Source organism: Pseudomonas sp. SLBN-26 (assembly GCF_006715895.1).
Classification (GTDB): Bacteria; Pseudomonadota; Gammaproteobacteria; order Pseudomonadales; family Pseudomonadaceae; genus Metapseudomonas; species Metapseudomonas otitidis.
In genome coordinates, this window is the sequence record NZ_VFOB01000001.1 from 2,668,628 (window position 1) to 2,684,127 (window position 15,500).

The window sequence follows — 15,500 nt, forward strand, 5'->3', positions numbered from 1 at the left end:
TCAGGAAGGCAGGCGTTCGCCCTGCCGGCACGGCCAGACCAGGCTGAACTGCGCGCCGCCCAGGGCTTCGCTGCGGCCGATCTGCGCCCGCCCGCTGTGCCAATAGATGATGCGCCGGACGATGGAAAGGCCCAGGCCATGCCCGCCGGAGGCGCGGGTGCGGCTGTCGTCCAGCCGCAGGAAGGGGGTGAAGATGCGTTCCCAGGCGCTTTCCGGCACGCCGGGGCCGTCGTCCTCCACGTCGATGCGGCACAGCGCTTCGCCGATCTGGAAACTCAGGCGCACCCGCGACTCAGCATGGCGCATGGCGTTGCTCACCAGGTTCTGCAGGGCCCGGTGCAGGTAGCGCGGCTCGGCCTCCACCCAGGCGCCCTCCTCGACACGGCCGAAGGCGTGGCCGCGCTCGACGCGGATGGCCGGGCGCAGCGGCGCCAGCTCGGCGATCACCTGCTCCATCAGCGCATCCAGGTCGACCCGCTGGAAGTTCAGCGCCGGCGTGCCCTGCTCCAGGCGGGCGTAGGTCAGCATCTCGTCCACCAGCTTGTCGAGTTCCTGGATGTCGCCGTCCATGCCCTCCATGTACTTGCGCCGCGCGGTGTCGGTCTCGGCGTCGGCGATCATCTCCAGGCCGAAGCGCAGCCGCGCCACTGGCGTGCGCAGTTCGTGGGACACCGCCCGCACCAGCTCGCGCTGCACCGAGAGCAACTGCTGCAACTGCTCGGCCATGCCGTTGAAGGCGGCCGCCAGGCGCCCCACCGAGTCCGCGCCACGAGCCGGTACGCGGGCGTCCAGCTTGCCGTGGGCGATGCGCGTGGCCGCCGCCTCCAGCCCCAGCAGGCGCCGCTCCAGCTGGCGCACCAGCAGGTAGATGGTGAGGCCGATCAGGCTCAGCCCGAGCACGCCGATGAGGATCAGCAGCTCCGGCGGGTAGGGGTTCATCAGCACCAGCGGGCCGATCTCCAGCACCCAGGGCGTGTCGACGATGCCGGCGAAGATGCGGATGGAGTCGCCGCCCTTGCCCAGGGCCATCACCGTGTCGCCCTCGTCCACCCGGCGCCGCTGGTCTTCGTCGAGGTCGGCGTTCTCCAGGGTCACCAGATGCAGGTCGAAGCCGAACTGCTTGCTCTCCTTCAGGGCGGCCAGGCGCTGCGGCTGTTCGTTGACCGGGTAGCGCACCAGCTCGTCGATCAACAGGTAGACGGTGGCCCGGGCCAGCTGCTCGCTGATCTGCTGCACCTCGCCGGTGAGCACCAGGTGGTCCTTTTCGCTCACCAGGCTGTAGACCTTGGCGGCGTGGGGGCCGGTCTGCTCCACCATCACCTGGCGGCGCAACACGCGGGAACGCACGCCGCTGTCGAGGCGGTCCTCGTCCAGGTCCTGCAGCGCCAGGGGGATGCCCAGCAGGCGGCTCCACAGCACCAGGGCGCGGCGGCGTTCCACCTGGGTCATGGGTTCGAGGTTGTCGGACATCAGGCGGAAGGTGCCGCGCGCCAGGCTTTCCCGGTAGCGGTCGGCGCGCACCTCGTTGACCTGGTGCAGGGTGAACACCCCCAGCAGGGCCACCAGCACCAGCGTGGCCAGCAGGCCGCCGTAGATGCGCAGGAAGATGGAGTTCATGGCCGCCCCCAGGCCACGGCCGAGCGGGCGGCGCGGGTCATGGCTGGCCGTCGGCCGCCTCGCCGACGAACAGGTAGCCCTTGCTGCGCACCGTCTTGATCAGGCGCGGGTGCATCGGGTCGTCGCCGATCTTGGGGCGGATGCGCGAGATGCGCACGTCGATGGAGCGGTCCTGGCCGTCGTACTCGATGCCGCGCAGGGCATTGAAGATCTCCTCGCGGGAGAGGATGCGCCCGGCGTTCACCGCCAGCAGCCAGAGCAGGTCGAACTCGGCGCTGGTCAGCTCGATGCTGCGCTCGCTGAGCCAGGCCTCGCGCATGGCGTTGTCGATCACCAGGCTGCCGAATTCCAGGCGCCGCGGGGTGTCTTCCACGCTGTCGGTCACGCCCTCGCTGCGCCTCAGCAGGGCACGGATGCGCGCCAGCAGCACGCGCGGGCGCACCGGCTTGCACACGTAGTCGTCGGCGCCCATCTCCAGGCCCAGCACCTGGTCCATGTCGTCGGTGCGCGCGGTGAGCATCAGGATCGGGCCGTCGTAGCGCCCCCGTACCTTGCGGCAGATGGACAGGCCATCCTCACCCGGCAGCATCAGGTCCAGGATCACCAGGTCCGGGCGTTCCGCCAGGATGCGCGCCACCGCCTGGCCGCCGTCCGACTCGATGGACACCCGCAGGCCGTTGCCTTCCAGGTATTCACGGGTCAGCTCGGCCAGTCGCTGGTCGTCTTCGACAATGAGGATGCGCCAGGCTTCTTGTTCCACCACCTACTCCCACTCCAGCGCCGCGAGGGCCAGGAAAAACGCGCGGATTGTAGCAATGCCGGCCGTTCTGCACAGCGCATGCCAGAACAGCGGAAAAACACTACATATTGTGTTAGCTTGCGCACCCGTCGGCATCCTCGGATCGCCCCTGAAAAGGCCTGCGAAGTGACGACGAACGGCGTACCCCACGCCGCCCAAGGCCTACCCGGCGCCCGCCGGCCGCCGCGCACAGCGCACCCACAACTTATCCACAGCTTGTTCAGTACCCCTCGCCTTGCAATAGCCCAGACAGCGCATTATCTTGTACCCCCATCGCGCAGCACCCCTACATATTGGGGTTTTGCTAGATCACCAGGCACAACCAGAATCAAGTCCCGAAGAGCCTTTTCCGTGCATTCGAACCCGGTGATCCATCGAGAGTCCAACCCACCGCGCTGCCCCGGCAGACGGTGCCGGGGCGAGACGCGCAAGACGTGACCGCCACCGGAAGCGGTGCGCAGCCGGAGCAGGCCGCACCACTAGGTATTGTGTTTCAGTCGTCGTGCCTTAACACGGCGACCCTAGACTTTGTAGGGCCAGGGAGGCACCTGAGTCCGACCTCTCTGCCTTGTAGTACCCACCGCCCGGCCCTGGCCGGCGCGGCGAGCTTTGTAACGGAATAACGGGTGCCCCGGCGCCCAACCAGACCTATACGAACATGGAGACCCCCATGCAGACCGACACCACTCGCGAGAACCCGCAGGCCAACGCGCCGCTGGCAGCCGACTCCGCCCAGGACCTGGCCGCCACCGCTCCCGGCCAGCTGCGCGTGATCAAACGCAACGGCACCGTCGTCCCCTACACCGATGACAAGATCACCGTTGCCATCACCAAGGCGTTCCTCGCCGTGGAAGGCGGTACTGCCGCTGCTTCTTCCCGCATCCATGAAACCGTTGCCCGCCTGACCGAGCAGGTCACCGCGACCTTCAAGCGTCGCATGCCCTCCGGCGGCACCATCCACATCGAAGAAATCCAGGACCAGGTCGAACTGAGCCTGATGCGCGCCGGCGAACAGAAGGTCGCCCGTGACTACGTGCTCTACCGCGAAGCCCGCGCCCAGGAGCGCGCCAAGCGTGGCGCCGCCGCCAGCGACGTTGCCGTGCCGCACCCGAGCATCCGCATCACCAAGGCCGACGGCAGCGTCCAGCCGCTGGACATGGGCCGCCTGCAGACCATCATCCGCGAAGCCTGCGAAGGCCTGGCCGAGGTGGACGGCGCCCTGATCGAGCGCGAAACCCTGAAGAACCTGTACGACGGCGTGGCCGAGAAGGACGTCAACACCGCCCTGGTGATGACCGCCCGTACCCTGGTGGAACGTGAGCCGAACTACTCCTACGTCACCGCCCGCCTGCTGATGGACACCCTGCGCGCCGAAGCCCTGGGCTTCCTCGGCGTTGCCGAAAGCGCCACTCACCACGAGATGGCCGACCTGTACGCCAAGGCCCTGGCCGCCTACGTCGAGAAAGGCTCCGAGTTCGAGCTGATCGACAGCAAGCTCAAGGAATTCGACCTGGCCAAGCTGGGCGCCGCGATCAACCACGAGCGCGACCAGCAGTTCACCTACCTCGGCCTGCAGACCCTGTACGACCGCTACTTCATCCACAAGGACGGCATCCGCTTCGAACTGCCGCAGGTCTTCTTCATGCGCGTGGCCATGGGCCTGGCCATCGAAGAGAAGGACCGTGAAGCCCGCGCCATCGAGTTCTACAACCTGCTCTCCTCGTTCGACTACATGTCGTCGACCCCGACCCTGTTCAACGCCGGCACCCTGCGTCCGCAGCTGTCGTCCTGCTACCTGACCACCGTGCCGGACGACCTGTCGGGCATCTACAACGCGATCCACGACAACGCCATGCTGTCGAAATTCGCCGGTGGCCTGGGCAACGACTGGACCCCGGTGCGCGCGCTGGGCTCCTACATCAAGGGCACCAACGGCAAGTCCCAGGGCGTCGTCCCCTTCCTGAAAGTGGTCAACGACACCGCCGTGGCCGTGAACCAGGGCGGCAAGCGCAAGGGCGCCGTCTGCGCCTACCTGGAAACCTGGCACCTGGACATCGAGGAATTCCTCGAACTGCGCAAGAACACCGGTGACGACCGTCGCCGCACCCACGACATGAACACCGCGAACTGGATTCCGGACCTGTTCATGAAGCGCGTCTTCGACGACGGCAAGTGGACCCTGTTCTCCCCGTCCGAAGTGCCGGACCTGCACGACCTGACCGGCAAGGCCTTCGAAGAGCGCTACGAGTATTACGAAGCCCTGACCGAGTACAACAAGATCAAGGTGTTCAAGGTCGTCCAGGCCAAGGACCTGTGGCGCAAGATGCTCTCCATGCTGTTCGAGACCGGCCACCCGTGGCTGACCTTCAAGGACCCGTGCAACCTGCGCAGCCCGCAGCAGCACGTGGGCGTCGTCCACAGCTCGAACCTGTGCACCGAGATCACCCTGAACACCAATGCCGACGAAATCGCCGTCTGCAACCTGGGCTCGATCAACCTGGTCAACCACATCGTCGACGGCAAGCTGGACACAGCCAAGCTGCAGAAGACCGTGAAGACCGCCGTGCGCATGCTCGATAACGTCATCGACATCAACTACTACTCGGTCCCGCAGGCTCGCAACTCGAACCTCAAGCACCGCCCGGTAGGCCTCGGCATCATGGGCTTCCAGGACGCCCTGTACCTGCAGCACATCGCCTACGGCTCCGACGCGGCCATCGAGTTCGCCGACAAGTCCATGGAAGCGGTGAGCTACTTCGCCATCCAGGCCTCCTGTGACCTGGCCGACGAGCGCGGCGCCTACGAGACCTTCGACGGCTCCCTGTGGTCCAAGGGCATCCTGCCGCTGGACTCCCAGCAGATCCTCATCGAAGCCCGTGGCCAGAAGTACATCGACGTCGACCTGACCGAGTCCCTCGACTGGGCCCCGGTGCGCGAGCGCGTCAAGAAAGGCATCCGCAACTCGAACATCATGGCCATCGCCCCGACCGCGACCATCGCCAACATCACCGGCGTATCGCAGTCCATCGAGCCGACCTACCAGAACCTGTACGTGAAATCGAACCTCTCCGGCGAGTTCACCGTGATCAACCCCTACCTGGTACGCGACCTCAAGGCCCGCGGCCTGTGGGACCCGGTCATGGTCAACGACCTGAAGTACTACGACGGCTCCGTGCAGCAGATCGAGCGCATCCCGCAAGACCTGAAAGACCTGTACGCCACCGCCTTCGAAGTCGAGACCAAGTGGATCGTCGACGCCGCCAGCCGCCGCCAGAAGTGGATCGATCAGGCCCAGTCCCTGAACCTCTACATCGCCGGCGCCTCCGGCAAGAAGCTGGACGTGACCTACCGCATGGCTTGGTACCGTGGCCTGAAGACCACCTACTACCTCCGTGCCCTGGCCGCCACCAGCACCGAGAAGTCCACCATCAACACCGGCAAGCTCAACGCCGTCAGCTCGGTGATCGACGAAGGCCTGCAGGCTGCCCCGGCCGCCGCGCCGCAGCCGGCGCCGGTGCCGAAGGCTTGCAGCATCGACAACCCCGACTGCGAAGCCTGCCAGTAACGCAGTCCCCGGCGCGGCCATCGCGTTGTTGGCCACTCGGCCGGACCCCATCACGTACGGACGTACGCTCAGGGGCTCCGGCCAAGTGTCCGCCTAGCGCTGACTCACGCCGGAAACTGCGGCGCGCCCGCAGCCAGCCCTCCCCTCTCCCGCCAGCGGGAGAAGGGGACGGGTAAAGAGGGAAACCTCAAGCAGTACCGAATCCGAACAGCACGTCCACAAACCGGGCGTGCAGGCCAGGCAAAGCACCGCCGGCCAGATGATCGCTTTAGCGTGCAACCCACTTTCACGCATCCAGACACCAGGAGAGGAAACATGCTCAGCTGGGACGAATTCGACAAAGAAGACCCCACCGAAGCCAAGGCCGCGCCCGCCGTTGCCCAGGCCGCGCAGAACGCCGACAAGCTCGACGACGAAGCCGCCGGCTCCGTGCAGGACGCCCGCGCCGTATCGGCTGACGACTCCGACGCCGTCGCCCGCGCCAAGAAGGCCCTCGACGCCCTCGACATCCAGGAAGGCCTGGACGACCTCGAAGGCGCCTCCGCGCGCGTACAGGTCGGCGACAAGCAGATGATCAACGCCCGTGCCGACCTCAACCAGCTCGTACCCTTCAAGTACGACTGGGCCTGGCAGAAGTACCTGGATGGCTGCGCCAACCACTGGATGCCCCAGGAAGTGAACATGAACGCCGACATTGCCCTGTGGAAGAGCAAGGACGGCCTCAGCGAAGACGAGCGCCGCATCGTCATGCGCAACCTCGGCTTCTTCTCCACCGCCGACTCCCTGGTTGCCAACAACCTGGTACTGGCCGTGTACCGCCTGATCACCAACCCCGAATGCCGCCAGTACATCCTGCGCCAGGCCTTCGAAGAGGCGATCCACACCCACGCCTACCAGTACTGCATCGAGTCCCTGGGCATGGATGAAGGCGAGATCTTCAACATGTACCACGAGATTCCGAGCGTCGCGAAAAAGGCCTCCTGGGGCCTCAAGTACACCCGCTCCATCTCCGATCCGCAGTTCAACACCGGTACCCCGGAAACCGACCGCCAGTTCCTGCGCAACCTGATCGCCTACTACTGCGTACTGGAAGGCATCTTCTTCTACTGCGGCTTCACCCAGATCCTCTCCATGGGCCGCCGCAACAAGATGACCGGCACCGCCGAGCAGTTCCAGTACATCCTGCGCGACGAATCCATGCACCTGAACTTCGGCATCGACGTGATCAACCAGATCAAGATCGAGAACCCGCACCTGTGGGATGCCCAGATGAAGGACGAAGCCACCCAGATGATCCTCCAGGGCACCCAGCTCGAGATCGAATACGCACGCGACACCATGCCGCGCGGCGTACTGGGCATGAACGCCGCGATGATGGAGGACTACCTCAAGTTCATCGCCAACCGCCGCCTGACCCAGATCGGCCTGAAAGAGGAATACCCGGGCACCACCAACCCGTTCCCCTGGATGAGCGAAATCATGGACCTGAAGAAAGAGAAGAACTTCTTCGAGACCCGTGTGATCGAGTATCAGACCGGTGGTGCGCTGAGCTGGGATTGATTCCGGGTCGAACCATTAGGACTACTTGAAACGCTTCAACCTGATACGGATTTTCGGGGTAGCGAAGAAAGACGAAACCCCGCCTTTGTGCGGGGTTTTTTATTTTATTTATGGGGCTTTGATAGATGTCCAAAATATTAGATGACGCAAAAATCTCAATTCATGAGCTTGCCTCTCGCGCAAAAATATCTAACCACAAAGCTTTTACCGCATGGTACGCCATAAACTTCCATGATCTAGATGAAGATGAAGCACTTGAATCTGCATCGATGGATGGCGGCAACGACAATGGTCTAGACCTTATATTTGCCGACGAGTCAAATCGTACAATTTATATCCTCCAAGGCCACTGTGGTGACAACCACAAAAAAATCACAACAAAAGACAAATGGGATGGACTGGTCGCCGCCGTTCCGTTCTTCGAGGACACCAGCTCGCTAAGAAAGATTGGAAAGTCAGACCTTGCAGACCACATTGACAAGGTAAAAAATGATTACGATGGATATACAGTGGCTTTTGGCCTTATAAGTCTTGGGCTAAGCAATGAGAAAATCGACAAAGCTATCCCCCCAACAAAAAAATCATTCAGCTCTAAGGGATATCACTTCTTTTATCAAAGCCAGCAAAAAATCATATCTGATTACGAAACACTAGTAGACTCCGAAGCAGGCATTGCTAGCGATACAATCACATTCACAGGAAACTATATTCAAGATCAAGGCAAGTATGGTAGAGCCTGGATCGGCAGCGTATCAGCAGATGAACTTACAAGACTTTACGTAGAGCATAAAAACAAGCTTTTCGCAGGAAACGTCCGTTTATTCCTCGGCAGCCGAAAGGGAGGGATTAACGAACAGATAATAAAGACAGCAAAAGATACACCCGGGCTATTCTGGGCACTAAACAATGGCGTCTCAATCATTACAGACAGTGCCGAGCCCACCATTGGAAAAGACAACACACTAACACTTAAAAGATTCAGCATTGTCAATGGATGCCAAACTACAAATAGCCTTGTACAAGCCAAAGCTGGATCAGACGCCAAAGTTCTGGTAAGAGTCATAGCAGCGAAAGACTCAGTAAAGAACGATGTAGTACGTTTCAATAACTCTCAGAACGCCATAAAAATCTGGACAGTCCGCGCAGTGGACTCAACCCAGGAAAAGCTGCGCACCGCCTTTAGCAAAATAGGTATGGATTACGCCCCCAAGCAGTCTGGCAGCAGGAAAAGAAAATCAGAGAACATAATCGAACTTGATCGTGTTGCTCAGTTCTTAGCTGCACAAAACCCCTCACTACTCATACAAGCAATTAACAATAAAGGGGAGCTCTTCGACCAACCTTACTCCGAAATCTTTTACCCTAATATTGAAGCAAAATCTGTCCTACTGGCATGGCGACTTGGGCTTGTATGCGACCAAGCGAGGATCAAGCAGCTTAACGATAGTGATGATGAAGAAAGCACTGGACTATTTGCCGTAGCTGCGACTTTTTGGATAATTTTCATAGCCTACAGCATTCTTTCAAAGCACTCAGACCTGAGTTCTACCCATATAACACTAGAAAAACTAAACACCGAAGCTGTAACCAATCATCTTAGTAAGATTGCGGAGCTTGCAGTGGAGATCTTCTACACCCAAGCAGTCGACACATATGGTGACGGAGAGGAGTTTGGCTCGTATAAATCCACATTACGCTCTATGAAATTCCTGCAAAAAATCGAAAGGAAATCAGACTTCAAGGTTAGAAATCTTAAAAAAGTTCCTAAACTTGAAAATGTTTGCAAGGGAATATAAACAACACAATCAGAACTGGTGGAAATTTTCTCACCCACCAGTTCCTTAACCCACAAAAACAAAAATTCTGCATCCAACAATCCACCCCTTTGTTACCTGACGAACCAGACAACCAAGCTCGCACACAATGAACCATACAAATAAAATCATCAATTGGTACCACCAATATTTTGAATCCTATGCCGGCATAATAACCATAAAATCCTTCTGGACATGGCTATCCTTTGCATCAACTTCGTTATTTTTTCTATCTATATATTGGTATATAAGAAAAAAATCAGCCCCCTTCATAGAAATAGAACAAAGCGAAAGGCTTTTAGTAATCTTAGTCTTTGAAGTAATAACTATGCTCTGCTGGTTTAGACTGCAATTTCTTAGAGATCAAGCAGTAATAAAGCGATGCCAAGCCGCGCTAAGCACAAAAGAAGAAAACATCGAAAAACTCAAGGAAATATGGTTAGAATCCACCCTTGCAGCGCCCAAAACTTCCTATTTAAAGATAGCGGAGGAAATTGACAAGATAATCACATTACAAGAAAAACACAGATCTAGTCTCGCAATAAGCAAAAAGCACCTAGCAGGGCTAATATTTTCAAACGACTCCAAGAATCGAACTCTAGCAATGCTAATGGGAATTTGTGCGGGCACAATAGCCTTTTCAATAGCAGGAGGAGCAAGAATTGATGATATTTTCATTTTCTTTGAGGGAGTCACGCCCTTAGAATTACTAGCAACTACAGTCACAATTTCAGCACTTATAATATTTTCCTTTACACTGCTACGCTACCTACTTCTAGTATTTCTTTTATTTATTGAAGTCTTCTTTGAAAACACAGACAATACAGACAACACAAACCCTAGAAGAGCAAGCATATTCATCAAGCAATTATTAAAATTTCATCAATTCGAAAAAGCACATATAAGAATTCCGAAAACAGAAACTAGAAACAGAGATCAAAAACCCTAAAAATCGTTAAGAACAATTAGTGCAGGGAGCAAATAGCACCACTCACTCAACTCTACCACTCAGTTTTCGGTTAGCCGATCAGCCCTTTCCTACACTGTAATTGCATTGCCACTTTCCGGGTTCGCCCATAGCCTCCGTCCCCGGCGCCTAAGAAACGCTTACTCACCTAGCGGCCTGACCGCTCCCGAAAGTTCAGCGGCTTTTTTGTGCATGCGGCACACTCGCGCACGCTCAAAACCTCTGTATGTCGGGAGTGGGCTAATACAAGACCCGAAAGGGAAATACGTCCGGCCCTCTAGGTGGGGTTTCTTAACTCCCGACGCCAACAGCCCTGAGAAAGCTGTAAGACCTAGCAGAGGTAATGGACATGCCCGATTCACCCCAGCTCCACGACGAGATCCTCATCCCCACCCTGTTCACCCGCCACCGCCGCCAGCTCCGTGCGCTGCTGCTGGACGACGAGCCCTGGTTCGTCCTCAACGACCTGGCGCGGCTGATCAACCGCGTACCGCTCGACGAACGCGCGCCCCGCAACCTCGACCCGGACCAACTGCAACCGGCCTGGGTGCGCGACAGCAGGGGCGAGTACCAGCGCGAGCTGCTGGTCAGCGACTGCGGCGTCTATGCGCTGCTGATCTTCTACTACCACCCGGAGAACGGCGGCATCCGCCGCTGGATCAGCCGCGAGGTGATCCCCCGCCTGCGCGAAGAGCGCCACCCGAACGCCCTGCGCCCCTACCGCGACGTGCTGCACTGGCAGGAACGCCCGCTGGAGGTGCTGCACTGGCAGGGCCGCACCTGGCTGGATGCCAGTGAATGCCACCGCCTGCTGCAGCGACCGGCACGGGTGATCGGCTAAGCCCCCGCGCCCCACGCAAAGCCCCTGCAGCCGAGCCGTCGCAGGGTGCGCCCGGCAAACGGCCAACGCCCGCTTGCACACCCCCGCTCCACACCCAGCCCGCCCGGCAGACACTCCGCCGGTAACTTCCAGACTTTCCCCACAGGGCAACGTCCTTGTCCGCCCTGGCCCCCGGCCCCTACCGTTCAGCCAGTCCGGTGCGCCCACAGGCAGGCCGGACGGCCGCAGTGACCGGCCATGTCCTACCCATAACAAAACGGCACAGTGCGACCCGTTCGACGCTCAGGCGACCAGCGAGCGGGGCCAGAGCCGAGCAGGAGGAAACATGGAACTCGCCTTCGATCGCTACCCCCAGCAGCCCCACGGTGGAACCCTGGTCAACCAGGTGGTGCCCGCCGACCGGGTCCAGGCAGAAATCGCGCGGGCACGCGCCATGCCGTCGATCCGCATCGACCTGGAGGCGGTGATCACCATCGAGATGATCACCACCGGCGTGCTCTCGCCCAACAAGGGCTTCATGAACCAGGCCGACTACCTGTCGGTGCTGGGCAGCGGCCGGCTGGCCAACGGCGTGGTGTGGCCGGTGCCGCTGAGCTTCGCCCCGGTGGGCGAGCGCAACCGCGAGGTGATCGCCGCCCTGGCGGTGGGCGATGAAGTGGCCCTGATCGACAACCGCAACGAGCCGGTGGCCATCCTCGCCATCGAGGACATCTTCGATTACGACAAGGAAGAGCGCGCCCGCCAGCTGTTCGGCACCACCGACCGCAACCACCCCGGGGTGGACGCCATCCACCGGCGCATGGGCGACGTCGCCCTGGGCGGCACGCTGCAGTTGCTGCAACGGGTCGACTGGGGCCCCTTCGAATCGTTGCGCCTGGAACCCCGGGACACCTGGAAGCGCTTCTACGAGGAGCGCGGCTTCCGCTCCGTGGCCGGCTTCATCACCGGCGCCAACCCGCTGCACCGTGGCCACGAATACATCCACCGCAACGCCCTGGAAGGCATCGACGGCCTGCTGCTGCAGCCGCTGGTGGAAATGGCCAAGCGTGAATACGTGCGCCACGAGTACCGCATGCAGGCCTACCGCAACGTGCTGGAGACCTACTACCCGAAGGACCGCGCCATGCTCTCGCCGCTGCGCGTCACCTACATCTTCGCCGGCCCACGGGAGACGGTGCTGCACGCCCTGATCATGAAGAACTACGGCTGCACCCACGCGCTGATCGGCCGCGACCACGCGGGGATCGGCAGCTACTACGACAAGTACGCCAGCCACAGCATCTTCGACCAGTTCACCCCGGACGAGCTGGGCATCGAAGTGCGCCTGTTCCACGAGGTGTTCTACTGCGTGCGCTGCGCCAGCCACGCCACGACCGAAACCTGCCCCCACGACGAGCGCTACCGGCTGAACATCTCCGGCACCGGCATCCGCGAGATGCTGCGCCACGGCCTGGTGCCGCCCAAGGAGGTGGTACGCCCGGAGTCGGCCCTGGCGGCCATGCAGGGCATCCAGCCCAAGGGGCTGGGAGACGACGGCGAAGGCACCCTGCCGGTGGCCAAGGTGATCCAGAGCCTGTTCCCCTTCTACACCCGCTTCACCCGCCTGGGCGGCGCACCGCGACAGCAGCCCCTGGACGCGGAGGCCCTCACCGTGCGCGACCTGGAACTGGCCTGCCACGAGGCGCGCACCCACACCGGCGATGTCTACGACGGTGTCTACCGCGAATACACCGCCCTGCTGGACCACAACCGCAGCCTGCAACCGGCCTGGGTGGACGATGCGCGCGGCGCCCTGCACCGACAGCAGCGGCGCCTGCTGGATGACCTGGACGAGAAGTTCAAGCAGGCGCCGGAGCAGGCCTCCGACGAGTTCATGTACCAGGACCAGGCGGAAGTGCAGCGGGAACTGAGCGCCGCCCGCACGCTGCTCGACGACATCCCCACGGCAATGGACGCCACCCGCCTCGCCAACCGCGCCTGGAACAGCCTGCCCTACCCCCGCTACCGAGGCGCCGACGACGCCTGACCCCACACCCCACGGCAGCGCTTGCACGGGCTGCCGTGGGTGTTTCCCCCTCCACCAACCGGCATCGAACGCGGCAACGCGGTGGATCGATGAAGCCCGCTCCAACCTCGAATCAAGGCATGGCGGCAAACGTAGGATGGGCTGAGCTGTGCGAAGCCCATCATTGCCCGAGTGCCGGGGTCGATGCGGTTCGCACAGCTCACCGCATCCTACGGACTTGCCCGTGGTGTCACCGGCGAAGCGCGATCCTCCCTACGAATCGGGGCATGGCAGCAAACGTAGGATGGGCTGAGCTGTGCGAAGCCCATCATTGCCCGGGCGCCGGAGTCGATGCGGTTCGCACAGCTCACCGCATCCTACGGACCCGCCCGTGGTGTCACCGGCGAAGCCCGCTCCCCCTACGAATCGGGGCATGGCCGCAAACGCAGGATGGGCTGAGCTGTGCGAAGCCCATCATCGCCCGAGCGCCGAAGTCGATGCGGTTCGCACAGCTCACCGCATCCTACGGACCCGCCCGTGGTGTTGGGTGGGTGACGCTCTTTCCATCCACCGGCCGGCGTCGAATATGGCAACGGTGGATCGGTGAAGCGCCCGGTCAATCACTTCGGCTCTCAGGCAAAGAAGGCCGTCGCCTTTCAGCCGCTCGTTGCCTCGTTGCAGTTGCCAATGTGCTGCCTATTTACTGCTCCGGCGTCAGTGGTATTGCTTATACCCGGTTGTGCTTTGTACTGCCGAAGCAAACGATAAACAGCCACTGCTCACTGTTCGAGATCTCGGCAGGGCTTGGCAACTCCAAGGGTTATTACCTGATCACTTGGACAACTTGCAATTTGAGAGCGGCATCGAAGATACGGCGTTTACGGTTTAGGAATAAGGCCTCATTCAATAGGTTTCCACGCTGTGGAGAACCACAAGAAAACCGCAACACCACACCGTTTCGCCTCAACTTGGCAGAGCAGCAAAACGACAATCCACTTCATCCGAAAGCGGCCGTCCAGCCCTCCCTGCGGAGTGGACTCTTGCCTATGACATGGGCCTGCGCTGGAGGACCTCGCACGCATTCTTTGGATGCCCCTCCATGGGCCGCCCTTTACAAAACTTACGCCAGAAGATTGGCGTCGTTTTATCAGCCCCCCGCACATAACAGCTATTGCAAAAATGAAAGAGAGCCCACCGTTTTTTACGGTTCCGCACATATTTCTCTTTTGCTAGATTGCAGCCGTAGCCTGAGAAGGCCTACCTGAGAAGACAGTCAAAAACCAAAAAAAAATTAAAAGTCAAAAAGGGAGAACGCCCCACGATAATTCGAAACCCCTGGAGAATCATAATAACAAAGAGGAGCAAAAACATATTTTCCGCCATCGCGGAAATAAGGAATGCAAACAGCCTTGTGTAGATAGTCATGCTAAGTGAAGTTGGTCTTTTTGTAACACTGGCTCGTGCAGGAAGTCTCGCGAAAGCGGGAAAGGCTCTAAACATGCCGGCAAGTACACTGAGCAGGCGTATTCAGGCTTTTGAAAGGCGGCTGGGTACCACGTTGTTCTTCCGATCAACAAAAGCACTGCGGTGCACATGCGATGGAGAGTCCCTGTACGCCGCCTGCAAAGACAGTGTCGATCAGTTGAATATCGCGCTTTCTTCCGTGCAGAGGGAAAAGTTCGAACTCAAGGGAAAAGTTCGCGTTCAACTACCCAGCAGTTTTGTCGAGTGCGAAGAAAGTCACCCGCTACTCAACATGCACAAGACCAACCCAGGTATCAGAATCGAGTACTTGGTCAATGACCAGGAGCCGGATCTTTTTGGTGAAGGCATTGATCTTTTGATCCATGCAGGTGAACTCAAATCCATCGACTGTGTCACCAGGAAACTCTTCGACACACAGCTCAAGCTGTTTGCGACACCGGATTACATAGAACTGAAAGGTCGCCCCGCTAATGCGGATAGCCTGCTTGACCATGAAGTTCTGCACGATAGCAGCCTGAAGGAGTGCGTACTGCAAGATCAGGATGGCACTCCCGTGTATGTGCCCCGTCAGGAACGATTGTTGACACGTTCTGGCGGGATGCTGATGCGAGCAACACGCAATGGTATGGGCGTTGGTTTGCTCCCCGTGAAACTTGCCAGACCCTATGTGAACAGCGGGGCCTTAGTGCAAGTACTGCCTGAGCTGTCGATGGCGGGTCGGTCGGTCTACATCTCCTACCTAAGCTCCCGCTCATTGTCAGTCTGCGCGCGGGCCGTACTCGACCAGATGCTCGCTCTCACGCTGCCCCTCCACCGGGATATATCGTCCTCCTGCAATAACTGAGGC

General features: G+C 59.8%; 9 protein-coding genes. 7 read left to right on the forward strand and 2 right to left on the reverse strand.

The features are described from left to right. Positions 1–1,617, reverse strand: a complete 1,617-nt coding sequence (locus FBY21_RS12195; RefSeq protein WP_044407277.1) for an ATP-binding protein — start codon at positions 1,615–1,617, stop codon at positions 1–3. 37 nt (positions 1,618–1,654) lie between these two features. Further along, positions 1,655–2,377 carry a response regulator gene (locus FBY21_RS12200; RefSeq protein WP_044407386.1) on the reverse strand — a complete coding sequence of 241 codons (723 nt, stop codon included), beginning with the start codon at positions 2,375–2,377 and terminating at the stop codon, positions 1,655–1,657. A 709-nt stretch (positions 2,378–3,086) separates the two neighbouring features. Between FBY21_RS12200 and FBY21_RS12205 the strand changes: the two genes are divergently transcribed. The 7 genes from FBY21_RS12205 (at position 3,087) to FBY21_RS12235 (ending at position 15,497) form a co-directional block, all read left to right on the forward strand. Further along, on the forward strand, positions 3,087–5,981 hold the full coding sequence (locus tag FBY21_RS12205) for a ribonucleoside-diphosphate reductase subunit alpha (protein WP_142011274.1): 2,895 nt from the start codon (positions 3,087–3,089) through the stop codon (positions 5,979–5,981). Between the two features lie 315 nt (positions 5,982–6,296). Next, on the forward strand, positions 6,297–7,541 hold the full coding sequence (locus FBY21_RS12210) for a ribonucleotide-diphosphate reductase subunit beta (RefSeq protein WP_044407281.1): 1,245 nt from the start codon (positions 6,297–6,299) through the stop codon (positions 7,539–7,541). Between the two features lie 125 nt (positions 7,542–7,666). Beyond that, positions 7,667–9,337 (forward strand): AIPR family protein, encoded by a 1,671-nt coding sequence (locus FBY21_RS12215; RefSeq protein WP_142011277.1) that lies wholly within the window; start codon positions 7,667–7,669, stop codon positions 9,335–9,337. 127 nt (positions 9,338–9,464) lie between these two features. Beyond that, positions 9,465–10,304 (forward strand): hypothetical protein, encoded by an 840-nt coding sequence (locus FBY21_RS12220; protein ID WP_142011279.1) that lies wholly within the window; start codon positions 9,465–9,467, stop codon positions 10,302–10,304. A gap of 367 nt (positions 10,305–10,671) precedes the next feature. Continuing rightward, positions 10,672–11,163, forward strand: coding sequence for a Bro-N domain-containing protein (locus FBY21_RS12225; protein ID WP_236214390.1), 492 nt, complete (start codon positions 10,672–10,674; stop codon positions 11,161–11,163). A 325-nt stretch (positions 11,164–11,488) separates the two neighbouring features. After that, positions 11,489–13,189 (forward strand): sulfate adenylyltransferase, encoded by a 1,701-nt coding sequence (locus tag FBY21_RS12230; RefSeq protein WP_142011281.1) that lies wholly within the window; start codon positions 11,489–11,491, stop codon positions 13,187–13,189. Between the two features lie 1,402 nt (positions 13,190–14,591). Then, the gene (locus FBY21_RS12235) at positions 14,592–15,497 is read left to right on the forward strand and encodes a LysR family transcriptional regulator (RefSeq protein WP_142011283.1); all 906 of its coding nucleotides are present in this window, start codon (positions 14,592–14,594) and stop codon (positions 15,495–15,497) included. Positions 15,498–15,500 lie beyond the last annotated feature (3 nt).

Bases quoted from the DNA above. Each gene is read 5' to 3' on its own strand.
- FBY21_RS12195 (WP_044407277.1), bottom strand. From the start codon at position 1,617: ATGAACTCCATCTTCCTGCGCATCTACGGCGGCCTGCTGGCCACGCTG.
- FBY21_RS12205 (WP_142011274.1), top strand. From the start codon at position 3,087: ATGCAGACCGACACCACTCGCGAGAACCCGCAGGCCAACGCGCCGCTG.
- FBY21_RS12210 (WP_044407281.1), top strand. From the start codon at position 6,297: ATGCTCAGCTGGGACGAATTCGACAAAGAAGACCCCACCGAAGCCAAG.
- FBY21_RS12215 (WP_142011277.1), top strand. From the start codon at position 7,667: ATGTCCAAAATATTAGATGACGCAAAAATCTCAATTCATGAGCTTGCC.
- FBY21_RS12220 (WP_142011279.1), top strand. From the start codon at position 9,465: ATGAACCATACAAATAAAATCATCAATTGGTACCACCAATATTTTGAA.
- FBY21_RS12225 (WP_236214390.1), top strand. From the start codon at position 10,672: ATGCCCGATTCACCCCAGCTCCACGACGAGATCCTCATCCCCACCCTG.
- FBY21_RS12230 (WP_142011281.1), top strand. From the start codon at position 11,489: ATGGAACTCGCCTTCGATCGCTACCCCCAGCAGCCCCACGGTGGAACC.
- FBY21_RS12235 (WP_142011283.1), top strand. From the start codon at position 14,592: ATGCTAAGTGAAGTTGGTCTTTTTGTAACACTGGCTCGTGCAGGAAGT.